Genomic DNA, 24,909 nt, shown 5'->3' on the forward strand with positions numbered 1-24,909 from the left:
GGTACCCGGACACCCATAGCAAAGGGAGGTTTTACGATGCATGTCACTCAGTTGTTTGACCTGAAAGGAAAGCTAGCGCTTGTAACTGGTGGGGGCAGAGGCTTGGGTGAGCAGATGGCAAAAGCGTTGGCTGAAGCTGGCGCGGACATCGTCGTCTGCTCACGCAAGCTGGATAATTGTCAGCAGATCGCGGAAGAGCTCGGAGACATGGGAGTGCGAAGTCTGGCTTTGGAATGTGATGTCACCAAACCGGAGGATATCAATCGAACAGTAACGGAAGTGATCGAGCAGTTCGGTGCCATCGATATTCTCATAAACAACAGCGGGGCGACATGGGGGGCGCCGGTTGTCGATATGCCGCTGGAAGCCTGGAACAAGGTCATGAATGTCAATGTGACGGGGACATTCCTCATGAGTCAGGCTGTAGGAAGGCATATGATAGAGAGGGGCTATGGGAAAATCATCAATATCGCATCTACGGCAGGATTGCGCGCCGACCCGCCAGAAGGCCTGAACGCCATCGGGTACAGCACGAGTAAAGCAGCGGTCATCCATTTTACCAAGGATTTGGCTAGAAAATGGGCGCGGCACGGCATCTATGTCAATGCGATCGCTCCGGGATTTTTCCCTACCAAAATGACCAAGGCACTGCTCGAAAAGCGGGGAGATGCGATCGCGGCGAAAATACCGCTCGGGAAAATCGGGGATGAGACGATGCTCAAAGGAGCTGCAGTCTATCTCAGCTCTCCTGCAAGTGACTTTGTAACCGGACAGGTCCTGGCTGTAGACGGCGGGAGTACACTTTAACGAGAGGAACTTCCTGCGGGAGGGCAGGAAATGCCCCAAGCCTTGATGAATTGGAATCATTACTTAGCCAACGAACGCAGTAGGTTTGTTGGTCCTCCAAGAAAAGAAAGTGGGGCAGAGCATGAAACCAAAAGCGATTATTTATAAGAAAGTAGAACCAAGCATCCTTGCGTACATCCAAGAGGTCTGTGACGTCGTCTATTTCGAGCAGCTGGATTCGAGCAATCTGGAGTCGTTCTATGAGGAGCTTAGAGACGCCCAAGGTCTTTTTGGCTCGGGATTAAAAGTGGATGCAGCTCTTCTCGAAAAAGCTCCCCGTTTGAAAATCGTGAGCAATATCTCAGTCGGCTACGACAACCTGGATGTTCCTGCACTGACCGATAGAGGTGTGATGGCGACGAACACGCCAGACGTCCTCAATGAGACCGTAGCGGATACGATGATCGGTCTGATGCTGGCGACAGCACGGCGCATTCCAGAGCTCGATCAGCTGGTCAAATCCGGGAAATGGACTTCGCATCTTGCTCCTGCCCAGTTTGGGGTGGACATGCATCACAAGACATTAGGGATCATCGGCATGGGACGGATTGGAGCAGCGATTGCCAAGCGTGCGCATTTTGGCTTTGGCATGAACATTCTGTACCGCAATCGCTCTCGGAATGAGGAGGTTGAGAATGCCTATGGTGCAACCTACTGCTCACTAGACGAGCTCTGCCAGCAAGCTGATTTTATATGCTTGATGGTTCCTTTGACGCCGCCTACGACGAAACTGATTGGGGACAGAGAGTTTGGACTGATGAAAAAGACGGCCATTTTCGTCAATGGCTCGCGTGGAGCTACGGTTGATGAAGACGCTCTGGTTCGAGCTCTGCAAAACGGGGAGATCTTGGCGGCTGGAACCGACGTTTTCGCCCAGGAGCCGGTAAATCCGGACCACCCGCTCTTGTCGCTGCCAAACATGGTAACTCTCCCGCACATTGGTTCTGCCACATTGGAAACCAGACAGGCGATGGCGCGGTTTGCAGCGGAAAACTTCGTCCTGGGAATGCAGGGCAAGCTGCCTGTCGCTCTGTTGAACCGGGAAGTATTCGTGAAGGCTTAGGAGAACGTAGCAAAAAGAAAAAAGGACAACGGCAAAGGAGATAGACGCAGGATCGTCTCCTTGGCTGTTGTCCTCTTTTATGCGTGAAGAGTTTGTACGTTGCGCGTTTTTCGATAGCGGAGAACCGTTACGAAAGCTCCGACGAGCACCAGGAAAAGCAAGAAGTATATGGCCTGATAAGAGATTTGCAAGGGCAGCTCTTTTTCCCAAGCAAGCAGCAGACCGCAAAGGGCGACTGCGAAAGAACCTCCTAAAAATTGCACCAGCTGCAACAGACCCATGCCCGCCCCGATCATGTCTTTGGGCAGGATTTGCGAGACTTCATTGGATATCGTCGAAGTGACTGTCGAGAGTGAAGGTGCAAACAGCATGTATGCAAACAAAATGACGTAAGGAGACAGCGGGAGAAGCACCGTCATTGCCAGAATGGATGCCATGAACACCAGATGCGCGCCCAGTAAGAATCGGAAGTTTCCGTACCGGTCAATCATTCGGCCGATGAAGGGGATGAGGATACTTGACAGCATCGCGCCCGGAAAGATGGTCAAGCCGATTGCCGCGGCGCTTTGATGGAAGACCTGTGATAGAACCAATGGCATGAGAAACAGGTTGGACATGTTCAGGATGAAGGCAAAAAACGCGATCATGACCAGCTTGCGATAGCCAGTGTGCATGAGCAGAGCCGGGTAAATGAATGGCTTCTCCTTTTGCCGCAAGTGCCGGACATTGAGGACGCTCGCTGCGATGCCGATGAAGAGATAGAGGAACGAGAGCTGAGTAAGCGCCAGGAGCAGGCTGGCTGTGGCGACAACCGTCAAAAGCGCTCCGATGAAATCAAAGTGCAGCTCTCTTGTAGCCTCACGCGGCAAAAGACGCCACAAAATGGGAATGAGCACAAAGACCAAGCAAATAATCAGAAACAGTCCATGATAGCCCATCATCTGTGTGATTGCTCCGCCGATGACGGGTCCCAGCCCAAAGGCAAGGATGCTTCCGGAAGCGAGAATGGTGATTGCTTTGCCGCGCCGCTCTACTGGAACGTAACGACTGGCGAGAATCATCCCGAGACCGGGAACGGCTCCAGCACCGCATGCCTGCAGCAAACGAGCAAGCAGGATGACGGCAAAGCTGTCGGCCATATACCCGATGATGGAAGAGGCACCCAAAATGCTAAGGCCTACGGTAAGCAGCTTGCGGATCGGGAGGCTGTCGGACAGACGGCTAAAGATGATCGTCGAAAGCGCAAAGACGATCGAATAACCGGAAACAATCCAGGAACCAAGACCTGCATCAATCTGCAATGCGGTGATAATACTCGGCAACGATACATTAAACATCGTCGTGTTCATGAGAACCAGAAACGAACCGATCGCCCAGATCGGAATGGTAACTCGATCGTTCATACAGCACCACCTTTACGAACATTCTATACCTTGAAACTCATAGGAAAAAATATATTTTTTATCCCGCAGTCAAATTGTTTCGCGGCTAGAAGCCGAAGTAGGGGTTTCTCTTTTCGATCGGCAAGGTCGCCCAATTCCGATCCGGATTGAAGAACCTCCCTGCGAGCTCCCATCGGACGTGCCTTAGGCGGTTCCGTTCCTGGGGGAGTGGTGGATAGGAAAAGTCCCTGATCAGAAATGATCAAGGACTTTATTGTGACTTACAACGGCAAGGTGGTTGTCACCCGTGTCCCTCCAGTCTCCAGGCGCTCAAAGAGGCAGTTTCCACCGAGCTCGGCCGCTCTTTCACGAATGGACACGAGGCCTAGTCCGCCCTTTTCCGAGGGCTTAGGCCGCGGGTGTATGCCGATGCCGTTGTCCGTCACTTCCAGAACCAGCTGTCGGGAAGGGGAAATTTGGATTCGGACAGTGCAAGCGGTGGCGTTCGCGTGGCGCACCACATTCACCAAAAGCTCGGTGACGATTCGATACGCAGCGACCTCGACAGCAGCAGGGAGAGGAGGAAGAGAATCGGGCACATGAAAAGAGAATTGAAGCCCAGTCTGCATGCCTGCTGCAGTGAGATGGCGGGTGGACTGGCCAAGCTCATTGATTCTCTCTTGTACGGCCCCGATCAATCCCAATTCATCCAAGGTCGGCGGGCGCAAGTCATGGACCATGGTGCGGATTTCATCGACTGTGGCACGGATGACTTTTCTGAGCTCGACCATCATCTCTTTGGCGGTTTCGGGATTGTGGACGACGTGTTTTTCGGCTGCGGCTGCATTCAGCGCGAGCGCGGCCAGACGAGGCGCGAGGTCATCGTGCAGGTTGTGACGAATTTGCCTGCGCTCTTCTTCGCGCGCCAACACCAGCTTTTCACGAGATTCCTGCAAGGCATCCGCCAACAGCTTCATCCCGATGGTCATGTTCACGTTTTGAATGATCGGGCCAGATTGAGTAAGCAGCACGTCGAGCAGCTTGTAGTCTGCAGCTGTGAACGTCTCGCCGGGTGAACGGTTGGCCACGAGCAGCGTCCCCAGCTCTTCCCCCCGATGGATGATGGGAAATGGCAAAAGTTCGTCCGCCCGCTCCCCGGCGGATGACACCAGCGTGTTTTGGCCGTTGACGGAAATCGAGATGCCGGTATAAGGCAGCCGGAGCGACTCCTTGATGGTCATGACGACAACTTCAAGCATGGCTTCAGGTGAGATCGGTTTGACCAATTGGCTCCCAAGCTCCGAGAGAACGGCATATGGGTCATCGTGCCGCCCTTTCATGATGCGATTGACAAGCCGCTGCAGCTGCTCCTTCAAAGGTGCGAACAACACGGCTACCACAGAAGTGGCAAGCAGGGAGATCACGACGTTGTCTTTTGTCTGGAACAAACGGCTGAGGTACAAGACAGATAAAATGTAGACCGCGACTACAAAAACGGATAGGCCGACATAGACCAGCGTTCGCTTGACCAATGGATCGATATCCCACAGACGCAGGCGGACGATCGCCAAAGTCAAAGTCAGTGGGATGATCAGGAGAAACAGCTCCAGAATCCCGTTCAAGTAAATATAGGCAACTGCGCCCCATTGAAACAGTGCGGGCTCAAACAAAAAACTGATACTGATAAAACCACCCAACCCGCATGTCATGCCGAACACAATCCATTTGGTCTGTTGGCGCTGCAGAGGGAGCGACTTTTTCCGATAACGATAAATCTGGGTGCTTACCAGCAAGAGAATGATCGAGAGAAGCCAGAACGCCTTCGCGAGATTCGGCCATGATGTGAACCTGAACGGGGCGTCAGGAAACAGGCCGCTGTACAAGTAAACCAGGCAGATCAGCGACAAGGCTTTAGCTGTCCAGGCGGGAACGAACTTGCCATCGGGAAAGAGGAGAAAGAATGAGAACAAGGTAATCCAGCCGATCATGTCCACAAGGTCGTACCATTGCCACAAGACTGGCGAAAGCTCCGCTGCACCCCATACGAGCGAAGGGAATGTCGTTCCGAACGATACCAGCATCAGTGACGCGAGCAGGCCGAGTGGTTCACGGAAGCACTTCCACAAAATAATCAAGGCCGCAAAATAAAACAAAAGCGTAAAGGATGCATCGATCACGGTGAAAGTCATGGCATAGCCTTCGACTGTCAAGTGCTCCTGCTGCAGTGCCGCAAGCGGCATCGGCGGCGCTGGCGTCACCTTGCAGGCGGAAAGGATGCATTCGTCGACCAAACGTTCATAATAGCGAGGGATGCTGACAAGAAAACAGGAACAAACTGCGAGGCAGAATGGAACAACAAAGATTTGAATGGGCAAAATCTTGCGAACATGCATCAGACAATCCCCTTTGAGGTTTGGCAGTAAGTGGGTTCCCTCATTATAGCAACGACAAAAATGCTTGGATACACCCTTTTCCGCTACGATGCGGCAGTGATTTTGTTCTTAAGTTTGCCGGACCAGATGAGATAGCCCATCCCGATATAAGATAACCCCCAAAAAAAGGCAAACCATTCGTCTAGAACAATTGTGCACATCATGAGGACTTGCAGGACGACGATCCAGCGCGGATATACCCTTGCCCGAAACGTCACAATCGCAAAGAGCAGGGTGCCGAGCATGGTTCCGACCATGCCAATCATACGTGTGACCACGACAAAAACACCTGGATTATCTGGCACGTTACTACCTAATGCAAATACGCTCCATACCATGCTGGTAATGATAATGTTGCCAATGATGATCAAGAGCGTCGCCAAAAAGCCTGCAATGCCTGTTTCCCGCGATTGCACCAGATACGTGCCGATTGTCCCCGCGGACATCAAGACGCAAGCGATGAATCCAAACGTTAATTCTTGCGGGCTATCCGAGCCCCAGATCAATGCACTCGGGGTCATTCCCATCCGCGTGAGCCCTGCCAGCAAACAAATCATGCCTAACCATTTCACAACCGTTTTCCATTCCATAAATGTACCCTCCATCTTGTAAGGTTGATTTTTTCTGAAGCAATCGTATCAAGCGAGGTTTCCCACCGTGTAGAGCAATGGCTTCCTTCCTTTCAGGGAAAAGCTCGGGAACTTTCGGGATGGTACGCAGAGCAGTATTCGAATTTTTACAAAGTTGCTATAATGGGTTACGCGATGAAAGGACTTCCCGGATACCCTTTTGAGGGGTGCCGCTATCCGTCCTTTTGACAATGTGCCGGAAAAAGAAAAGGAGAGATCTTCGTTGGACATTCTTGTCTCTGACGACCACCCCCTGTTTCGCAATGGAGTCCGCAATCTTTTGCGCACCACTGACGACTTGCGCGTGGTCGGTGAAGCGTCGACTGGCGAAGAGGCGATTGCCCTCGCTTCCAGCCTGCAGCCCGATTTGATTTTAATGGACATACGCATGCCAGGATGCAACGGTATTGAAGCGACCCGCCAGATCTTGGAAAAGCATCCGCGCATGCAAATCCTCATCCTCACCATGTTCAAGGACGACCAATCTGTTTTTGCAGCCATGCGTGCAGGAGCACGCGGGTATGTTTTGAAGGATGCAGATGAAGCTGAACTGATTCAATCCATTCGCATGGTGGGAAATGGTGGGGCCGTCTTCGGCTCCGATATCGCGTCGCGGATGATTCATTATTTTTCGAATCCGGCTCCCGATGAACCGCTGATGGATGCCAGTCTGTCCGAATTGACGAAGCGTGAACGGGAGATTCTCGAACGTATTGCGGAGGGGGACAGCAATGCCAAAATCGCGTCTCGCCTTCAGTTGACAACAAAGACTGTCGCCAACTATGTCTCGACGATTCTCAATAAGCTGCAGGTCGTCGATCGCAATGAAGCCGGACGTCTGGTGAAAAAAATGCGGGATGGAGATCAGCTTGATTTGACATGAGAAGTCGTATGGCAGGGGAGACTTTCGGGGTGTTTATATGAAACAACCAGCCGCCGGTTGATTCCTGCGACTGGTTTATGAACGCCGTCCTATGGCATGATCGGCACGATTTCGATCACGGAATCCGGTATTTCTACAAGCAAACGAATGTCCTGCGTTGCTTTCTCTGTCGTGAACTTCACTTGATAGCCGGTCACCATCGAATTGGATAACTCTGTCTCATGCTCTACTTTTCCATCCAAGGGGATCAGCTTGTTACCGTCGAGCAGGTACACATGTAATGCCGAAGTGCGGATGGTTCCATTGCGGGCGGTTAGTGTCACTTCTTTCCCGTTTCGTTCCGCTTTCACGGTCTTATCATCGAACATATCATAGCCGAGCTTAATATACATGACATGTTTTTGCCCATTTGCCCCTTTCGCCGTAACGGTGACAATATCCAGCGGGGAATACAGGTCGAAATTCTTTTGCAAGACGAAGCTTTTCTTGTCATTGACCGGTACCGTTGAAGACACGCCCGCATACGACACATCTACTGATTTGATTTCGCTATCCAATACAAACCCGTATAGATTCAGCCTTACCTGTGGGGTGGTCCCTTTCACGAAGGTGACATAACCGCCAGTCGAATCGACTCTAAGCAGATCGGCGGTTTTTTCATCCGTAACCGTAGCTTCCGCCGATGTCCGGGTTCTCTCTCCATTCACGCTTTCCGTTACGTAATATTTGCCGCCCTTGCTCGGCAATTTCGAAAAGACAATGCTGCCTTTGCTGTCCGCGGTCTTGGAGCCGTAATTGGAGAAGTAATTGTAGTTGCAATTCGCGCCGCCGTAGCAGACGTTATCTTGAAAGAGCGTAATCATTGCTCCGGGCACCGCTCCTTGCACGGTGATGGTCCCCTGTCCGCCCGTAATCGTCAAATCTGTCACGGGAACAGGAGAGGGAGCAGGAGTGGGCGCAGGATTCGGATTAGGCGTGGTTCCAGCGCCAGCTGAGCCATTCGTTCCCCCGCTTGCAGAACCATTCGACGGCTCTCCGAACGTGATCGGCTGCGAGATGATCGTATCTTCGGGCGTCTCGATTTCGAGGACGTAATATTGTCCTTCCTTCATCGTACCGTTGTCATTCGCAAACAAATCGAAGGAAACCGTCCCTTCAAACGTTCCGACCGGATCATTCGGACTTGGCCGGAATGCAGGCGTGATTACCTTATCTCCCTGCACGATGCCCAATAGCCAGCCGACCCCCACGCGGTTGGTCCTCCAAATTCCATGGTAGTTTTCTTTGCCAAATACATCGGTAGAACGCAGGATGATGGCATTCACTACGGTTTTTTGCGAAAAGGTGAGGCTCACTTGAAAATGACCATCCCGTGTGCCATCCGGTTTGAATTCAGCGCTGCCGGTCTTGTCGAATTTCTTCTCCAGCAAGGCAAACTTCGTAATGCTTACACCTGCTGCCGATTCGGACTCCGCCGCATGTGCAAATTCTCCAAATACGCCCGTCAGCATGGCGCATAGCAACATCCATATTGCTTTTTTAGTGAGTTTCCACTGCATTTCCATACACTCTCCCTGATGAATCAATTTGAATGGTATCACTATAGGGGAGCGTGATTCCCATGAACAAGGGAATCTCTTCCTTGCCGATCCGGGAAGTTTTTCAGGAACGCCAAAGACGGAGCAAATTGCGAAGGCTGGCTTCCTATGAGCGATTGTCGAAAGACGTCATTTCACTGGTCGTGCGTATGTAAAATCGAACATCTTCAATCGAAAAATATGGTTGGAAATCTCATGGACTTTTGGCGAACTCTCGTGTACGATAGCGTAGCGAAGAAGTCAATGTAACGGGCGAAAGAAGGATAATCCATGATTCGATCATACTTGCTATTGCTTTTTTGTGTGACACTGTGGGGAAGTAATTTCGTGTTCGGGAGCATGCTGGTCAAAGAATTTCCTCCCCTGTTTTTGGCAGATGTTCGATTGATGTTTACCTCACTGTTTTTGCTCAGTTACGCGTGGATTACGAAGAAATTTGTGAAAATCAAGCCAAGGGAGTGGGGCTTGCTTATTTTGCTCGGGCTCATCGGTACTCTGGCGAATCAGACGGCGTACTTCAATGGCTTGCTCACCACGGATGCCACCACGGCTTCCCTGATCCTTTCCATGTCGCCGATTGTGACGGCCATACTGGCTTCCCTGTTTCTCAAGGAGCAATTCACGCTGCGCATGAAGATCGGATCGGCAGTGGCACTCCTCGGCACGTTTTGCGTGGTGGGAATCGGGGCCGGATTGACCATTTCCAAAGGCGTGATGCTTATCGTCATCGCGATGATCACCTTTTCCTCCTCCATGATCATCATCCGCAAACTGACGGAGACGATGCATCCGTTTATCTCGACGGTGTACTCCACGACAGTGGGGACCTTGTTCCTGACACCTGCCGCGTTTCTTTCCATCGAACCGGGCACCCATATCAGCCATGAGGTCTGGGCATGGGCGATGCTGATTACGACCGCTATCTTTATGCAAGGCGTTTGCGGTCTGGTCTGGAATCAGCAGCTGAAGGTAGTGGGGACGGGAAAAGCAGCCATCTTCCTGAATTTGCAGCCGTTTGTGGCGATGCTGGTCGGATTCCTGCTGCTCGGCTCTCAGGTAACGGCCATTCAGGCGACAGGCTCATTGCTGATCGTTGCGGGAGTCGTTGTGGCTAGCGTACGCTCTCAGAAATCAACGAGTAACAAGCAAACGCAACTGGCAACAAATCGAACAGAGTCCATGTAAAGCCATTTTTAGCGCAAGCCAGCGGGAATCCATGGTTCCTATGGTCTTGCGCTTTTTACTTGCGGAAAAAGACGAAATTTACAGATAATAATTCCGCGCTCAGGAAGGATAACCATCTCCTCCGTGGAACTGGTTGATGAGGGGGACAAAATGGCAAAGAGGGTGATGACACGTGATCTTGGACTATTTGCAAGTGCAATCTGCCTTTCAGATGAAAGTCATGCCGGGGAAAAACGGCTGGACCTTTCTCAGCAAAATCTCTGGCAATGCTCAGTTGTGGCGCTGGGATGAAGAAGATTCAAGACCTGTGCAATTGACGTTTTTGCCCGACCGAGTGGTTGACTATAGCCACTCTCCATGCGGAACGAAGACAGTCGTCGGCATGGATAGCAAGGGAGATGAGCGGCAGCAGCTATTTTTGCTCACCGAAGAAGGAAAGGTCGCGCGGGCGTTGACGGATTCTCCGTCACACTTTCACTACCTCGGGGGATGGTCCCCATGCGGAGAGAAGATCGTCTGGTCCAGCAACCGCCGACATTCGCGCTGCTTCGATATCTTCGTACAGAACGTCGAGACAGGGGACTGCGAGGAGGTCTTTCAGTACGACGGAAGATGTGACCCGGTAGCTTGGCTACCTGATGGCAGCGGGATTATTTTCAGCGTGCAAGAAACCAACATCGACAATGCTCTCTATCGGTTAGACTTGCAATCCAGGTCAGCGAGCAGGCTTTCGATTTGCAATCAAAATGCCCGATTTCTTTCCGTGAAGCTCACCAAGGACGGGAGGGGCGGCTATCTTGTGACCGATCGCGGTGAGGACACGATGGGCTTGTGCCAGTTTACCTTTGACAGTCCAGAACTGGAGTGCCTGGTCCATACAGCGGGGTGTGACATCGAGGAAATCGTTCTTTCCCAAGATGAACGGCAGATTGCGTTTACGACAAATGAAGGCGGTATTTCCACGCTGTCTGTCCTTTCTTTGTCCGATCAAACGTGCATAAAAGCGGAGGACGTCCCATTTGGCGTCATCCAATCGCTGGACTGGCAATCCGGGGAGCAGTTGACTTTTACCTTGAAAAGCCCGACGATGCCGGGAGATATCTGGACGTATTCGATCCCGGCCCAAACTGCCAGACGGATTACGTACATAGGGAAATCGGAAGCGATCGATGCCACTCTGATCACACCAGAGCTCAAATCGTTCCGTTCCTTTGATGGGTTGGAAGTCCCTTATTTTTACTATGCGAAAGAAGCGGCTGAAGAGTGCCCCGTTGTCGTGTATGTTCATGGCGGACCCGAAAGCCAGATACGCGCCGAGTATCACCCCGTATTTCAGTACTTGGCCAACCAAGGCTTCATCGTCGCAGCACCAAACGTTCGGGGCAGCATGGGGTACGGTCGCACCTACGTGCAGCTCGACGACAAGCGAAAACGAATGGATTCGGTCGCAGACCTCGCTTGGCTTGCGAAGTCGCTTTCGCATCTCGAACAGGTGAATCCCCATGCGATTGGCATCATGGGGCGCAGCTATGGCGGGTTTATGGTTTTGGCCGCCATGACGCATTATCCGGAGCTTTGGTCAGCGGGCGTGGACATCGTTGGAATTTCCCACTTCCGCACGTTCCTCGAGAATACCGGAGAGTGGAGACGCAGTCTGCGAGAAGCGGAGTACGGTTCACTCGCGGAAGACAGCGACTTTTTCGAAGAGATTGCCCCTCTCAATCACTCCGATAAAATCAATGCGCCCTTGCTGGTGTTTCACGGACGCAACGATACCCGCGTACCTGTCAGCGAGGCAGAGCAGCTGGTCGCGGACATGAAAGCCAGAGGGCAGCAAGTAGACCTGCACATCTATGAAGACGAAGGCCACATGACGGAAAAGCTTGACAATCACATCACGATGAATCACAAGATCACCGAGTTTTTTCTGCATCACCTGGCGAAATCCAATTCGGACGAGGAGTGAAGGACGATGGTACAAAACAAACGAGGCATTACTGCAGAGGATTTTTATCGGATGCGTTATACGAGTGACCCGCAGCTATCTCCGGATGGGAAGGCTGTCGCCTACGTACAGACCATGGTGGACGACGACCGTTCGTATCGGAATCACCTGTTCATCCAGTCGATGGAGGACAGGACGGTGACAGCCTTGACAGAAGGAGCTGTCAGGGATACTTCGCCGCGCTGGTCTCCAGACGGTTCTCAGATTTGTTTTGTCTCCAAGCGTTCCGGAACGTCTCAGATCTGGCTGATCGATGCCAAAGGAGGGGAGCCCAAGCAGCTTACCCGCTGCAAAACGGGTGCAGCGAATCCTGTCTGGTCCCCGGATGGCAAGCACATCGCTTTCTCGTCCATGATGACGGCTGATGATTCGTTTGAGGAGCTGGAGAGCGAAGAAAAGAAGGAAGCGCCAAAAAAAGCGATCGTCGTCAATCGCATGAAGTACAAGTCGGATGATTTCGGCTATGTTTACGACACGACCAAGCATATCGCCGTGGTGCATGTAGAGACAGGGGAGATCACCCCTCTTACAAAAGGTGATTACCTGCATACAGTGGGCGCATGGTCTCCAGACGGTCAATGGCTGGCCATTACTGCCAATCGCGTAGAGAATACCGATACGCAGCACAGCGTTGACGTTTATCTCGTCCCTGTGGGTGGGGGCGAGTGGAAAAAACTGACCCGCAGCATGGGCACCTTCTTTTTCCCCAGCTGGTCAGCAGATAGCAAAAAGCTGTCTTATATGGGAAGCGAGTCGCCGACACAGCTGATCGCGACGCAAAAGAAGCTGTGGGTAACCGATCTGGAAAGCGGCATCCAGACGTGCCTCACTGCTGATTGGGACGTTCAGGTGGGAGACTCGACGATCGGGGATGTGCGTTCTCCGGGTCATCCGAATCCGGGAGGCGTCTGGACAACGGATGGAGCAGGCATGTATTTCATCGCCAGCGAACGCGGGAACTCCGGGCTGTACCATGCGACCCTGAATGGGGAAATCACACAGATTGTTGGAGGACCGCGCAACATTTATGGCTTCTCTCTGCATGCAGAGCAAAACAAAGCGGTGATTGCGGTCAGTGATCCGTTCACGCCGGGAGATCTCTATGAAGTCGATCTGCTGACAGGGGAAGAAGTGCGTCTGACGGATGTCAATCGCGAGCTGCTGGCCGAGCTGGAATTACCCGAACCGATCGAATTGGAGTACGAAGGGCAAGATGGCTGGAAGCTGCACGGCTGGCTTCTGAAACCCGTAGGGCATAAGGCCGATCAAAAATACCCGATGGTCCTGCAGATCCACGGAGGTCCGCATTCCATGTACGGAAATACGTTTTTCCATGAGTTCCAGCTGCTTGCGGCAAATGGCTATGCCGTCCTCTATACTAACCCGCGCGGCAGCTTGGGCTACGGAGAGAAATTTGTGCAGGCTTGCTGCGGTGATTACGGAGGAAACGACTACCTCGATCTGATGAGCGCGGTGAAGTACGCGTGCGAACGGTTCGATTGGATTGACACCGATCGCTTGGGAGTGGCAGGGGGCAGCTACGGAGGTTTTATGACCAACTGGATCGTCGGTCAGACGAAGCTGTTCAAAGCGGCTGTGACGGATCGGAGCATCTGCAACTGGCTCAGCTTCTACGGGGTGAGCGACATCGGCTACTATTTCTCGGCAGAGGAAATCCAGGCCAACCCGTTTGACAATCCCGAAAAGCTCTGGCAGCACTCGCCGATCCGCCATGTCGCCAACATCGAGACGCCGCTGCTCATCATGCACGGCGAACAGGATCATCGCTGCCCGATCGAACAGGCGGAGCAGCTGTACATCGCGTTGCAGCACCAAGGAAAAGCGCCGGTGAGCTTCATCCGATTCCCGGGTGCCAGCCACGAGCTGTCACGCAGTGGAGATCCGGTGCAGCGAGTGCTGCGACTGCAGTATACAGCGGAGTGGTTTGACACGTATTTGCACCAAACAGAAAAAGTGGTCATGGAATAACCGCTTGGATGTAGGGAAAAAAGGGACGTCAAAAGGGCGTTCCTTTTTCTGAAAAAATAATTCCTAGTTTTCCAATTGGATGATAACGATTACAAACAGCGAAATAGCAACAATGAAAACGTTTTCATAATTAATCGTTAATTCAGAATAGACTGAAAAATTTAATTGAATTGATAACTGAATATTCGTATACTCAAACTATGGATTTTGACTACAGTTGAGAGGGGAGTCCAAATGCTGAATAACTGGTTTGCGCAGATTGAAGCGATGTACGAGCAGATGGTCGCGTGGAGAAGGCATATGCATCAGTATCCTGAGCTTTCGTTTCAAGAAGTGGAGACACCCAAGATGATTGCGGGCATTCTGGAGAGTTATGGCATTGACGTGAAAACGCACGTCGGCGGCCGAGGCGTTGTCGGTACCATTCGTGGGGCAAAGCCTGGGAAGACGATCGCTTTGCGGGCAGACTTTGATGCGCTCCCCATTCCGGACGAAAAGGATGTCCCGTACAAGTCAAAAGTACCCGGCGTCATGCACGCTTGCGGCCACGACGGACACACCGCAACCTTGCTCGCTGTAGCAAAAGTGCTGAGTGAAAATCGGGACAAGCTCTCGGGAAATGTGGTTTTGCTCCATCAACACGCAGAAGAGCTCGCTCCGGGCGGTGCACTCGAGATGATTGCAGACGGTTGTCTGGATGGCGTCGATGTCGTGTTTGGCACCCATCTCACTTCCCAGGCACCGACAGGCACATACTTGTACAGCAAAGGATACGCGATGGCAGCAGCAGACTCATTTGAGATCAAGGTGCAGGGAAAAGGTGGACATGGAGCATCCCCGCACGAAACGATAGATGCCGTGGCGATCGGAGCACAGCTCATCAATCAGCTGCAATACATCGTCAGCAGACAGATCAATCCGCAGAAAGCAGCGGTCCTATCGGTAGGGTCCTTCCACGCAGGAAATGCAGGGAATGTGATTGCGGACTCGGCAATATTGAAAGGGACCGTGCGTTCTTTTGATGAGAATGTCAGGGAGCATATGCAGCGCGAGGTTACCAATATCGTGAACGGGATCGGTGTAGCCTTGCATGCGGATTGTCAGTTGACCTATCAGTCTGGATATCCGGCGGTCTACAATCACGCTGCAGAGACGGATGTCTTCCTGGAAACGGTACGACAATTTGCGGAAGGAAGCCAGCTGGTGGAAATGACGCCGATTATGGGCAGCGAGGATTTTGCCTACTATTTGCTTGAAAAGCCAGGGATGTTTTTCTTTACGGGTGCCCGAAATGAAGAGACGGGAGCCAAATACCCACATCATCACCCGATGTTCGACTTCGATGAACAGGCGATGGTTCACGCAGCAAAAGCATTGGTTGCCCTCGTTTATCATTACGCTGTAGAGGAAGAGACAAAGCCGGTTCCCGAAGCAGCACTGTAGAGGGTACATGACGATAACGACGGGGGTGGGAGACTTGGAAAAAAACTTTTTGGAAGTAGATAAACTACAGACGGCATTCAAAACGGACAAGGGCGAGGTCGTCTCCGTGGAAGAAGTGAGCTTTCAGCTGAGGCAAGGCGAAACGATCGGGATCGTCGGTGAATCCGGATGCGGCAAGAGTGTCACGTCTTTGTCCCTCATGAGATTGCTCGGCAGCTCAGGTTTTATCAAAAAGGGCTCCATCACCTTCAACGGCAAGGATTTGACAAAGCTGACGGAAGCAGAGATGCGGCAGATCCGCGGAAATGAAATCTCCATGATCTTTCAGGAGCCGATGACCTCCTTGAATCCAGTCTTTACGATCGGGAATCAGATGCTGGAGCTGATCAATCTGCATATGAAGCTGCCTGCGAAAGAGGCGAGGGCATACGCGATTGAAATGCTGACCCGGGTCGGAATCCCGCGGGCATCGGAAATCATCGACGAATATCCCCACAAGCTTTCGGGTGGAATGAGGCAGCGGGTCATGATCGCCATGGCATTGTCTTGCAAGCCAAAATTATTGATTGCGGACGAACCGACCACAGCACTGGACGTTACGATCCAGGCACAGATTCTGGAGCTGATGAAAAAGCTGCGCAATGAGTCGAACACCGCGATCATGATCATTTCTCACGATTTGGGCGTAATCGCAGAGATGGCGGACAAAGTACTCGTCATGTACGCCGGCCAAGTCGTAGAAGAAGCAGATGTTTTCACCCTGTTCGACAACCCCAAGCACCCCTACACCAAAGGATTAATGGATTCGATCCCCCACCTAGAGCACGACAGCGACCAGAGGCTTTTCTCCATCCCTGGAACGGTACCGACCATTCATCAAATGCCACAAGGATGCCGGTTTCACACACGCTGCCAATACGCCATCGAAAAATGCGCACACGAAAAACCGCCTTTGCTCCCCATCGAAGCACACAGTGACCACCGAGTTCGCTGCTGGCTGCTGCAAGACGAACCAGGCCGAGCCCCTATCCCGTCCAGGACAGAGGTGATCGCATGAACATAACTACCCCAGAAAAACCCACACCATTGCTGGAAGTCCAAAATTTGAAAAAGTACTTCCCGATCAAAAAAGGGATCATTTCTCGTACCGTCGGTCACGTGAAAGCCGTTGATGGATTAGATCTGACCATCTATCAGGGAGAAACGATTTCCCTTGTAGGGGAGTCGGGTTGTGGAAAGTCGACGACAGGACGAGCGATCGTTCAATTGGATCCGCAGACAGAAGGAAAAGTCATTTTTCAGGGCAAGGAGCTTACTTCGCTGTCTACGATGGAACTGCGCAAAATGCGGACAGACCTGCAGATCATCTTTCAGGATCCATACTCCTCCCTGAATCCGAGAAAAAGAATCGGAGACCTCTTGTCAGAGCCTCTGCTCGCGCACAAGCTGGCAGACAAGAGTGAGGTTACCAAAAAAGTGGACGACATCCTGGAAATCGTAGGCTTGTCCAAGTTCCACAAAAGCCGCTACCCGCATGAGTTTTCAGGCGGGCAGAGGCAGCGGATCGGCATTGCCCGAGCACTGATCCTTCAGCCAAAGCTGATTGTCTGCGACGAGCCGGTGTCAGCGCTGGACGTTTCCATCCAGGCGCAAGTCTTGAATCTGCTCAAGGACCTCCAAAAAGAATTTCAATTGACCTATCTGTTCATTGCACACGGTCTAGGTGTCGTAAAGTACATCAGTGATCGAATAGCCGTCATGTATTTGGGCAAAATCGTCGAGCTCGCCAAAACGGAGGACATTTTCAAAAATCCTCGTCATCCGTATACACAGGCGCTGCTCCATGCGTATCCGATTCCCAATCCGCATCTGCGCAACAGGGAACGCATTGTGATGGAAGGGGATGTCCCCAATCCGGCCAATCCGCCCAAAGGCTGCAGCTTTCACGCCCGTTGTCCACTTGCGCAGAACATTTGCAAGGAGAAATCGCCAGTCCTGCAGGGCGACCATCATACCGTAGCCTGCCATTTTCCGCTGGGCTAACAGAAAGGAGAGAGGATCTCATGTTTCCGTATATCATCCGAAGACTCTTGATTGCCATTCCTGTTCTCCTCGGGGTTACGGTATTCAGCTTTTTCATCGTGAATCTGGCTCCGGGAAACCCGGTGGAGATGTTCGTCAATCCGGATACGTCCGCAGCCGATATCGAACTGAAAAAAGAAGCGTTGGGGCTAAATGACCCGATTTACGTCCAATACGTCCGCTGGCTCGGCAATTTGGTTCAGGGAGACTTCGGTTTCTCGTATTCGACGTACGAGCCTGTGATGGGAATGGTCTCTTCCCGTATCGGACCGACGCTGCTCCTGATGGGGACGGCCCTGATCGTCGCGTACCTCATTGCGATCCCGATCGGGGTGCTGAGTGCGACTAGACAGTACTCTTGGCTCGATTATTTATCGACGTCCGTCTCTTTTTTGGGTATTTCCATTCCTCACTTTTTTCTGGGCCTCGGATTCATTTACATATTCGCGGTCCAGCTGCACGCGCTGCCGACAGGAGGAATGACTACGCTTGGGAGTGACGGCGGCTTTGGCGATACGTTCAAGCATTTGATCATGCCGGCGCTGGTGCTCGGTGCAGGTATCGCCGGAAGGATGGTTCGCTACGTTCGCTCCAGCATGCTGGATATCCTGGGTCAAGATTATTTGCGGACGGCGCGTTCCAAGGGATTGCGCGAATTTTTCGTCATTAACAAGCACGGCTTTCGCAACGCTCTGATACCGATTATTACAGTGATCGGGATCGATGTCTCTGTATTGATTGGGGGTGCAGTCGTTACCGAGCAGATTTTTCAGTGGCCGGGCTTGGGACAGCTGACCATCCAGTCGATTGGCTCTCGGGATTATCCTACCTTGATGGCGATCAACTTCCTGGCAGCCATTGCCGTGCTGTCATCCAATCTGCTCGCGGACATCTTCTATTCGGTTGCAGATCCGCGCATCAAATATGATTAACGTTGGATTGGGGGGATAACCATGTCGATGGTCAATGTGAAAACAGAGCATGAGATTCCACTGGCGAGTCAACACATCCAGATGGGGGCGGAAGAAAGCTATTTCCGAATGATTGTCAAACGATTCCTCAAGCACAAGCTCGCTGTGCTAGGCTTGATTGTATTTTGTCTGATTATTTTGTCAGCAGCTTTGGCGCCCGTCATCGCTCCCAGCGATCCGTACGCCATCTCTGGAGAGTTCGCAGCGGCTCCGTCCGATGCGCATATGCTGGGGACGGACCAGGTCGGCCGGGATCTGTTGAGTCGCCTGATCTATGCCTCGCGGGTCTCGCTCTCTGTAGGCGTTGGCGCAGTAGCCATTTACGTGGTCATTGGCACGGTGCTTGGGGCCATGGCAGGATATTTCGGCAAATGGGTTGATATGATCATCATGCGTATCACGGATGTCTTCATGTCATTCCCGTACCTCATGGTCATTCTGGTCCTCGTGAGCATCATGGGACCGAGCTTGTTCAACATCGTCGTCGTGCTGGGGCTGCTAGGCTGGCCAGCCATCGCTCGCATCGTCCGGGGAAGCGTACTCTCGATCAAGGAGATGGATTACATCAAAGCGGGGATCGCGCTCGGCTATTCCACACCCAAAATTGTCTTTCAGCATATTTTGCCGAACTGCTTGGCGCCTATTTTGGTCAATGCGACGTTCGGGATCGCCCAGGCAATCATCATGGAGGCATCCCTCAGCTTTCTGGGGATGGGGGTTCAGCCTCCGACGGCGAGCTGGGGCAACATGCTGACAGAAGCACAATCACTGACGGTATTATCATCCCAGCCTTGGCTTTGGGTCCCGCCTGGCTTGATGATCCTGCTGGCTGTCCTCTCGATCAATTTCATGGGTGACGGCCTCAGGGATGCAATGGATCCGAGGAGCTTGAAGTAACAGGCTGGCAACAACAAAAAAGAGGGGGTCTAATGATGAAGAAAAGAATCAAGCAAACCATTAGTGTGGCGGCCATCGCGTCGCTCTTGGTCCTGGCAGGCTGCGGCGGCGGAAACACCGCTTCGAGCGGTACAGGCAGCAGTGCAGGAAACAGCAGTTCATCGAGCAGTGCCGGCAAGACCATGTTCCTCGGGATGGTCAACCCTCCGATTCTCTTCAACCCGATCAACAGCGCTGACGTAGCCTCTCAATTTGCTGAGAAGTTCATGTTTGACTCCTTCCTGGAAATGGAAGGTCCGATGAAGTTTGCTCCCAAGCTCGCGGATTCCTTTGAGACGACCGACAATCAGACGTTCACCATCAAGATCAACAAAGACGCCAAATGGTCGGATGGAAAGCCGGTGACTGCCGAGGATGCAGCGTTTACCTTCCAACTGATCGCCAATCCGAAAGTGGAGACCACTGTAGGAGCGTACTTGTCGATGTTCGACGGACTGGAGATCACCGGGAAGCTGAAAGAGGGGCAAACCGAGCTGGCTTCTGTCAAGGTCCTGGATGAAAAGACGCTTCAATTCAAGACCAAGGCGCCTGTCGATCCCAACATGATCAAGGAGCAGCTGGGCACCAAGCTGATGATTTTGCCGAAGCATGCGCTCGAAAAAATTGACCCGTCGGCTCTGTCGCAGGACCCGTTCATGCAAAAGCCGACCGTCACCAACGGGCCGTTCAAGTTTGTTCAATACAAAAAAGACCAGTACATCGAATATGCGAAAAACCCGGATTACTACCTGGGCGCACCTGAGCTGGATAAGCTCTTCATCAAAGTCATGCCGGCACCTAACCTCGTCGCCCAGCTGCAAACGGGAGAGCTGCACATGAACGTAGCGGGGGGAATCGGTAAAATCCCGCCGCAAGATTACGACACGGTGAAGAAGTTTGAAAATGTGCGAACCAAGGACGAGCCGCAATTTGGCTTCCAGACGATGATGTTCAATACGGAAAAAATTCCGGATCCAAAAGTGCGCCAAGCAATCGCCTATGCCCTCGATCGTCCGCAGATCGTAGACAAACTGCTGAAAGGCTACGGGGAGGTAGTGGATGGGCCGTATACGTCAATAAACCCATATTTGGATAAAAACCTGGAGAAATACAGCTACAACGTCGAAAAGGCCAAGCAGCTCCTGCAGGAAGCAGGCTGGGATTTCAATCGCGAGCTGTCCTTCGTAGTCCCTCTTGGAAACAAGGTCCGCGAGCAATCCGCTGATATCTTGACGCAAAACCTGCAGGCGATCGGCCTGAAAGTGAAGGTAACGACGTATGACTTCCCAACGATCATGCAAAAGGCCAAAGCAGGCGATTATGAACTGCTCCTGATGGGGCTGACCTTTACGCTCGATCCTGAAGTATCCTCCCTGTACAGCTCGATCGGTAGCTTCAACTTCATGAAGTACAAGAATCCAAAGGTAGACGAGCTGCTCTTGAAAGGTAAAGCAGAACCGAATGCAGATAAGCGGAAGGAAATCTACGCAGAGCTGCAAAAAATCTGGAATACAGATGTCCCATTGATCACTCTCTACTCCGACAACGAGTTTTCCGCAATCTCCAAGCAGGTGTCGAATGGCGAGCCAAAAGTATTCGGCTTCCATAACCACCTCGAAAAATGGGCTGTAGGAGGCGCGCAATGATGGAAAAGGAACAGCTGCTCAGCTACGTAAAGGAAAGTGTGCCGAGTGCCATTGAGACGCTCCAGGAGTACTTGAGATTTCCCACCGTTTCCGCGCAGCACAAAGCGATACCTGAGACAGTCGACTTCGTAGCGGGGATCATCCAAGCTGCAGGAGGAGAAGTCAAGGTTCTCGATGATTTAGGAGGAAACCCCCTCGTGTACGCATTTTTTGCGGCGGGGAGTGAAGGGGATGCCACAAAAACACTCCTGTTTTACAACCACTACGATGTCCAGCCGCCGGAGCCTTTTGGTGAATGGAATTCAGAACCGTTTGATCCCGTGATTGCGGATGGCAAGCTGTTTGCTCGCGGCGTCGCAGACAACAAGGGAGATCTGGTCGCACGCTTGACGGCAATCCAGCTCTTGCAAGACAAGTTTGGGGGCCTCCCATGCAATATCAAATTCCTCATTGAAGGCGAGGAGGAAATCGGCAGTCCGAATCTTGAGCCGTATCTGAAAGAATACCAGGATCTGTTTGCGGCGGATGCGTGCATTTGGGAATTCGGATCAAAGGATGAAGAAGACCGGATCAGCATGGTGGCAGGAATCAAAGGAATGGCGTATCTCGAATTGACCTGCGTGGGGGCAGACATCGACATGCATTCCTCCGTGGGTGCCTACGTGGACAATGCCGCGTGGCGCTTGGTGCAGGCGTTGGCCACCATGAAAAACAAGCAGAATGAAATCTTGGTCGAGGGATTCTTCGATGGCATTGAAGAGCCGACAGACGGGGAAAAGCAGGTCACCTCCGAGCTACCGTTTGACGAAGAGGCAGTCAGCCGACTGTATGGACTGAAGCGTCCTCTCATCACTGCTGCGGCAGGTACGGACCCGCGAGAGGCGATGGTCTTTCATCCGACGATGACGATTTGCGGACTGGAGAGCGGCTATACGGGAGAAGGTGCGAAAACCGTCCTGCCGAAGTCGGCGAAGGCCAAAGTCGATTGCCGACTGGTGCCAGGTCAGGATCCCCAGCACATTCTCGCATGCATCCAGAAGCATCTGCTCCAGCACGGTTTTGACGACATCCAGGTGACGATGATCAACGGGCAAAAAGCGTACCGCTCCGATTACCATCATCCGTTTGTCGCTCATGTGCTGGAAACAGCGCGGGTGGTATATGAGAAAGGAACGGTTCTTGCCCCCAATTCGGCGGGAACAGGTCCCATGTTTGCCTTTGGCGAAACGCTACAGCTGCCGATTGTCAGTACCGGAGTAGGCTGGATGGGGTCAAAGGCTCACGCGCCAAACGAGTCGATCCGCCTGAAGGATTTTGAACAGGGAATCGCGCATATGGTCTTGTTGCTCGCCGGATTTGCAGCTGCACTGACTGCTGAGGAAAACAGCGTGCAAGCCTAGTGGTGTAAAGGGGGACGGGAGAATGCTGAATGACTTGTTCGCCAAGCTCGATCAGCTTTATCCGGAAATGGTGAGTTTTCGCCGAGATCTTCACATGTATCCAGAGCTGTCATATCAAGAAGTGAATACTCCGCAAAAGGTGGCTGACTATCTTCAGACCCTAGGGCTGGAAGTACGCACAGCAGTAGGAGGCCGAGGAGTCGTCGGCCTTCTGCGAGGCGGCAAGCCAGGCAGGACCATCGCTTTGCGTGCTGATTTTGACGCTCTCCCGATTCAGGATGAGAAACAGGTGGAGTACAAATCCCGCATTGCGGGTGTCATGCATGCATGTGGTCACGACATTCACACTGCTGCACTGGTTGGGGTTGCCCATGTGCTGAGCGAACGGAAAGACCAGCTTGCCGGCAATGTCGTATTCATTCACCAGTTCGCAGAAGAAATGCCTCCAGGCGGCGCAATCGAAATGATCAAGGATGGGTGCCTGGATGGCGTGGATGAGATCTATGGCGCACATGTATGGTCTTCGGAGCCTTTTGGCACGATTGGCGTCACCGATGGATTTGCGATGGCTTCCGGTGATGGCTTTGACATCGAAATTACGGGGCGGGGCGGTCACGGCGCACAGCCTCACCTGACGATTGACCCGCTTGTCGTGGGTTGTCAGCTGGTGGTGAACCTTCAACAGATCGTCAGTCGGAGAGTCAACCCGATCGATTCAGCCGTTTTGTCGGTCGGTTCCATCCATAGCGGGTTGGCGGCCAATGTCATTCCTGATTCCTGCAGCATCAAAGGGACGGTTCGAACATTCAATGAGGAGGTTCGCCGATTCATCGAGCAGCAGGTTCGGCAGATCACTCAGTCGACCTGCGATGCGATGGGGGCAGTCGGTACGGTTCACTATCGCTCAGGGTACAATGCGGTGTGGAATCATCCCGAGCAGACACGCCAGATTCGGCTGCTGGCACAGCAACTTGTCGGTGAAGAGAATGTAAAGCAGCTGGCGCCAAGCATGGCAGGGGAGGATTTCTCCAACTACCTGAATCAGGTGCCCGGAACGTTCTTCTTCGTCGGTGGAGGCAATCCAGCCATCGGGGCAGACTATCCTCACCATCACCCCATGTTTGATGTAGATGAACGTGCGATGCTGCTGATCGGGAAAGTCTTTCTTTCCGCCGTGATAGCGAGGGGGGAGGCTGAGACGCTTCCTGTCACTATGGAGTCGACGGCTTCCCAAGCATAAAATCAGAGTCAGCTGATCCCGATCCTACCAGGAGAAAGGCCTCGCAAATGCATGCGGGGTCTTTGTCATTGACGCAGGAGGTTGCCTGACAGTTACAAGGTGGACTTTCGTTTTTAAAAACAGGTACAATCGAGTTGTTGGAAGAAAGTTGGGACATGACAGGAGGCGAAGGATATGAGCAGCGAAACCAGCACCTACCAATTGGCCACTTTTGCAGGTGGATGCTTTTGGTGCATGGTAAGCCCTTTTGATAAAATGCCAGGCATAATCAAAGTCATCTCCGGCTATACAGGTGGACACGTGGAGAATCCTACGTATGAAGAGGTGTGCTCCGATACCACTGGACACTATGAGGCTGTGCAGATCACCTTTGATCCTGCCGTTTTCTCGTACGAGCAGCTCGTGGAACTATTTTGGCGGCAAATCGACCCGACGGATGCGGGAGGTCAATTTGGCGACCGCGGGCAATCGTATGCGCCAGTGATTTTCTATCACGATGAAGAGCAGCGACGTATTGCGGAAGAATCCAAACAGCGACTGGATGAGAGCGGGCGCTTTGCAAAACCAATTGCAGTCGCTATCCTGCCAGCGAAGCGCTTTTATCCGGCGGAGGAGTACCATCAGGATTACTATAAAAAGAATCCGCTGCGTTACGAGTACTACAAGGCTGCCTCCGGGCGCGCAAGATTTACAAAGGAAGCTTGGAAAGACCGCGAGAAGCAGGAGGATCTGAAAAAGCGACTCACTCCTTTGCAATATGAAGTTACACAAAACAGCGGTACTGAGCGTCCATTTACAAACGAGTTTTGGAACCACAAGGAGGAAGGCATCTACGTGGATATCGTCTCCAATGAACCGCTCTTCAGTTCGTTGGACAAGTTTGATTCCGATTGCGGGTGGCCATCGTTTACGCAGCCTATTTCGCCTGATCAGGTGACGGAGCACGTCGACCTCACGCACAACATGATCCGCACCGAGGTGCGAAGCAAGGAAGCAGACTCCCATCTGGGCCACGTATTCGAGGACGGTCCAGGAGAAAATGGACTTCGCTACTGCATCAACTCGGCCGCGCTGCGCTTCATTCCCAAAGACAAGCTGGAGAAAGAAGGCTTTGGGGAGTTTAAACGCTTGTTTACGTAAGAACAGGACAACCAAACCTGCTGCTGACCGTCCGCTCCA

Annotated in this window: 20 protein-coding genes; 16 read left to right on the forward strand and 4 right to left on the reverse strand. The window is 52.4% G+C overall.

What is annotated here, in order from left to right; all coding sequences use genetic code 11:
* The first annotated feature begins 36 nt into the window (after window positions 1-36).
* Window positions 37-807: an SDR family oxidoreductase gene (locus JNE38_RS13905; protein WP_203357082.1), complete on the forward strand. Its 771-nt coding sequence runs from the start codon at window positions 37-39 to the stop codon at window positions 805-807.
* 121 nt (window positions 808-928) lie between these two features.
* Window positions 929-1,909, forward strand: coding sequence for a 2-hydroxyacid dehydrogenase (locus JNE38_RS13910; protein ID WP_203357083.1), 981 nt, complete (start codon window positions 929-931; stop codon window positions 1,907-1,909).
* A 77-nt stretch (window positions 1,910-1,986) separates the two neighbouring features.
* Here the strand turns inward: JNE38_RS13910 and JNE38_RS13915 are convergent, their stop codons facing one another.
* From JNE38_RS13915 to JNE38_RS13925, 3 genes are all read right to left on the reverse strand, one after another.
* On the reverse strand, window positions 1,987-3,312 hold the full coding sequence (locus JNE38_RS13915) for an MFS transporter (protein ID WP_203357084.1): 1,326 nt from the start codon (window positions 3,310-3,312) through the stop codon (window positions 1,987-1,989).
* Window positions 3,313-3,572: 260 nt separating this feature from the next.
* Window positions 3,573-5,684, reverse strand: a complete 2,112-nt coding sequence (locus JNE38_RS13920) for a sensor histidine kinase (protein WP_203357085.1) — start codon at window positions 5,682-5,684, stop codon at window positions 3,573-3,575.
* 83 nt (window positions 5,685-5,767) lie between these two features.
* On the reverse strand, window positions 5,768-6,313 hold the full coding sequence (locus JNE38_RS13925; RefSeq protein WP_203357086.1) for a hypothetical protein: 546 nt from the start codon (window positions 6,311-6,313) through the stop codon (window positions 5,768-5,770).
* Window positions 6,314-6,575: 262 nt separating this feature from the next.
* Between JNE38_RS13925 and JNE38_RS13930 the strand changes: the two genes are divergently transcribed.
* Complete coding sequence (locus tag JNE38_RS13930) at window positions 6,576-7,235, forward strand: response regulator transcription factor (protein ID WP_203357087.1); 660 nt, start codon at window positions 6,576-6,578, stop codon at window positions 7,233-7,235.
* A gap of 89 nt (window positions 7,236-7,324) precedes the next feature.
* On the opposite strand, the gene JNE38_RS13935 is transcribed toward JNE38_RS13930, so the two are convergent.
* Window positions 7,325-8,794: a hypothetical protein gene (locus tag JNE38_RS13935; RefSeq protein WP_203357088.1), complete on the reverse strand. Its 1,470-nt coding sequence runs from the start codon at window positions 8,792-8,794 to the stop codon at window positions 7,325-7,327.
* 62 nt (window positions 8,795-8,856) lie between these two features.
* On the opposite strand from JNE38_RS13935, the gene JNE38_RS30940 reads away from it, so the two are divergent.
* The 13 genes from JNE38_RS30940 (at window position 8,857) to msrA (ending at window position 24,870) form a co-directional block, all read left to right on the forward strand.
* Window positions 8,857-8,988, forward strand: coding sequence for a hypothetical protein (locus JNE38_RS30940; RefSeq protein ID WP_275296705.1), 132 nt, complete (start codon window positions 8,857-8,859; stop codon window positions 8,986-8,988).
* Window positions 8,989-9,103: 115 nt separating this feature from the next.
* The gene (locus JNE38_RS13940; protein ID WP_203357089.1) at window positions 9,104-10,018 is read left to right on the forward strand and encodes a DMT family transporter; all 915 of its coding nucleotides are present in this window, start codon (window positions 9,104-9,106) and stop codon (window positions 10,016-10,018) included.
* 172 nt (window positions 10,019-10,190) lie between these two features.
* Window positions 10,191-11,984 carry a S9 family peptidase gene (locus JNE38_RS13945; RefSeq protein WP_203357090.1) on the forward strand — a complete coding sequence of 598 codons (1,794 nt, stop codon included), beginning with the start codon at window positions 10,191-10,193 and terminating at the stop codon, window positions 11,982-11,984.
* Window positions 11,985-11,990: 6 nt separating this feature from the next.
* Window positions 11,991-14,012 (forward strand): S9 family peptidase, encoded by a 2,022-nt coding sequence (locus JNE38_RS13950; protein ID WP_203357091.1) that lies wholly within the window; start codon window positions 11,991-11,993, stop codon window positions 14,010-14,012.
* A gap of 234 nt (window positions 14,013-14,246) precedes the next feature.
* Window positions 14,247-15,455, forward strand: a complete 1,209-nt coding sequence (locus tag JNE38_RS13955; protein WP_203357092.1) for a M20 family metallopeptidase — start codon at window positions 14,247-14,249, stop codon at window positions 15,453-15,455.
* 34 nt (window positions 15,456-15,489) lie between these two features.
* Window positions 15,490-16,512 (forward strand): ABC transporter ATP-binding protein, encoded by a 1,023-nt coding sequence (locus JNE38_RS13960; protein ID WP_275296706.1) that lies wholly within the window; start codon window positions 15,490-15,492, stop codon window positions 16,510-16,512.
* Window positions 16,509-17,498 carry an ABC transporter ATP-binding protein gene (locus JNE38_RS13965; protein ID WP_203357094.1) on the forward strand — a complete coding sequence of 330 codons (990 nt, stop codon included), beginning with the start codon at window positions 16,509-16,511 and terminating at the stop codon, window positions 17,496-17,498. The genes JNE38_RS13960 and JNE38_RS13965 overlap by 4 nt, the downstream gene beginning before the upstream one ends.
* 20 nt (window positions 17,499-17,518) lie before the next feature.
* A complete protein-coding gene (locus tag JNE38_RS13970; RefSeq protein ID WP_203357095.1) occupies window positions 17,519-18,469 on the forward strand; it encodes an ABC transporter permease in 951 nt (316 codons plus the stop codon).
* Between the two features lie 21 nt (window positions 18,470-18,490).
* Window positions 18,491-19,405 (forward strand): oligopeptide ABC transporter permease, encoded by a 915-nt coding sequence (gene opp4C, locus JNE38_RS13975; protein ID WP_203357096.1) that lies wholly within the window; start codon window positions 18,491-18,493, stop codon window positions 19,403-19,405.
* Window positions 19,406-19,437: 32 nt separating this feature from the next.
* Entirely contained in the window at window positions 19,438-21,090 is a 1,653-nt protein-coding gene (locus JNE38_RS13980; RefSeq protein WP_238933654.1) for an ABC transporter substrate-binding protein, read from the forward strand.
* On the forward strand, window positions 21,090-22,490 hold the full coding sequence (locus JNE38_RS13985) for a M20/M25/M40 family metallo-hydrolase (protein WP_203357557.1): 1,401 nt from the start codon (window positions 21,090-21,092) through the stop codon (window positions 22,488-22,490). Before JNE38_RS13980 ends, JNE38_RS13985 begins: the two co-directional genes overlap by 1 nt.
* A gap of 22 nt (window positions 22,491-22,512) precedes the next feature.
* Window positions 22,513-23,730: a M20 metallopeptidase family protein gene (locus tag JNE38_RS13990; RefSeq protein ID WP_203357097.1), complete on the forward strand. Its 1,218-nt coding sequence runs from the start codon at window positions 22,513-22,515 to the stop codon at window positions 23,728-23,730.
* A 174-nt stretch (window positions 23,731-23,904) separates the two neighbouring features.
* The gene (msrA, locus tag JNE38_RS13995) at window positions 23,905-24,870 is read left to right on the forward strand and encodes a peptide-methionine (S)-S-oxide reductase MsrA (protein ID WP_203357098.1); all 966 of its coding nucleotides are present in this window, start codon (window positions 23,905-23,907) and stop codon (window positions 24,868-24,870) included.
* Window positions 24,871-24,909: the final 39 nt, after the last annotated feature.

The organism is Brevibacillus choshinensis (assembly GCF_016811915.1).
In the GTDB taxonomy this organism is placed as follows: Bacteria; Bacillota; Bacilli; order Brevibacillales; family Brevibacillaceae; genus Brevibacillus; species Brevibacillus choshinensis_A.

Coding starts and splice junctions, on each gene's coding strand:
- JNE38_RS13905 (WP_203357082.1), top strand. CDS start 37: ATGCATGTCACTCAGTTGTTTGACCTGAAAGGAAAGCTAGCGCTTGTA.
- JNE38_RS13910 (WP_203357083.1), top strand. CDS start 929: ATGAAACCAAAAGCGATTATTTATAAGAAAGTAGAACCAAGCATCCTT.
- JNE38_RS13915 (WP_203357084.1), bottom strand. CDS start 3,312: ATGAACGATCGAGTTACCATTCCGATCTGGGCGATCGGTTCGTTTCTG.
- JNE38_RS13920 (WP_203357085.1), bottom strand. CDS start 5,684: ATGCATGTTCGCAAGATTTTGCCCATTCAAATCTTTGTTGTTCCATTC.
- JNE38_RS13925 (WP_203357086.1), bottom strand. CDS start 6,313: ATGGAATGGAAAACGGTTGTGAAATGGTTAGGCATGATTTGTTTGCTG.
- JNE38_RS13935 (WP_203357088.1), bottom strand. CDS start 8,794: ATGCAGTGGAAACTCACTAAAAAAGCAATATGGATGTTGCTATGCGCC.
- JNE38_RS30940 (WP_275296705.1), top strand. CDS start 8,857: ATGAACAAGGGAATCTCTTCCTTGCCGATCCGGGAAGTTTTTCAGGAA.
- JNE38_RS13940 (WP_203357089.1), top strand. CDS start 9,104: ATGATTCGATCATACTTGCTATTGCTTTTTTGTGTGACACTGTGGGGA.
- JNE38_RS13950 (WP_203357091.1), top strand. CDS start 11,991: ATGGTACAAAACAAACGAGGCATTACTGCAGAGGATTTTTATCGGATG.
- JNE38_RS13955 (WP_203357092.1), top strand. CDS start 14,247: ATGCTGAATAACTGGTTTGCGCAGATTGAAGCGATGTACGAGCAGATG.
- JNE38_RS13965 (WP_203357094.1), top strand. CDS start 16,509: ATGAACATAACTACCCCAGAAAAACCCACACCATTGCTGGAAGTCCAA.
- JNE38_RS13970 (WP_203357095.1), top strand. CDS start 17,519: ATGTTTCCGTATATCATCCGAAGACTCTTGATTGCCATTCCTGTTCTC.
- opp4C (WP_203357096.1), top strand. CDS start 18,491: ATGTCGATGGTCAATGTGAAAACAGAGCATGAGATTCCACTGGCGAGT.
- JNE38_RS13980 (WP_238933654.1), top strand. CDS start 19,438: ATGATGAAGAAAAGAATCAAGCAAACCATTAGTGTGGCGGCCATCGCG.
- JNE38_RS13985 (WP_203357557.1), top strand. CDS start 21,090: ATGGAAAAGGAACAGCTGCTCAGCTACGTAAAGGAAAGTGTGCCGAGT.
- JNE38_RS13990 (WP_203357097.1), top strand. CDS start 22,513: ATGCTGAATGACTTGTTCGCCAAGCTCGATCAGCTTTATCCGGAAATG.
- msrA (WP_203357098.1), top strand. CDS start 23,905: ATGAGCAGCGAAACCAGCACCTACCAATTGGCCACTTTTGCAGGTGGA.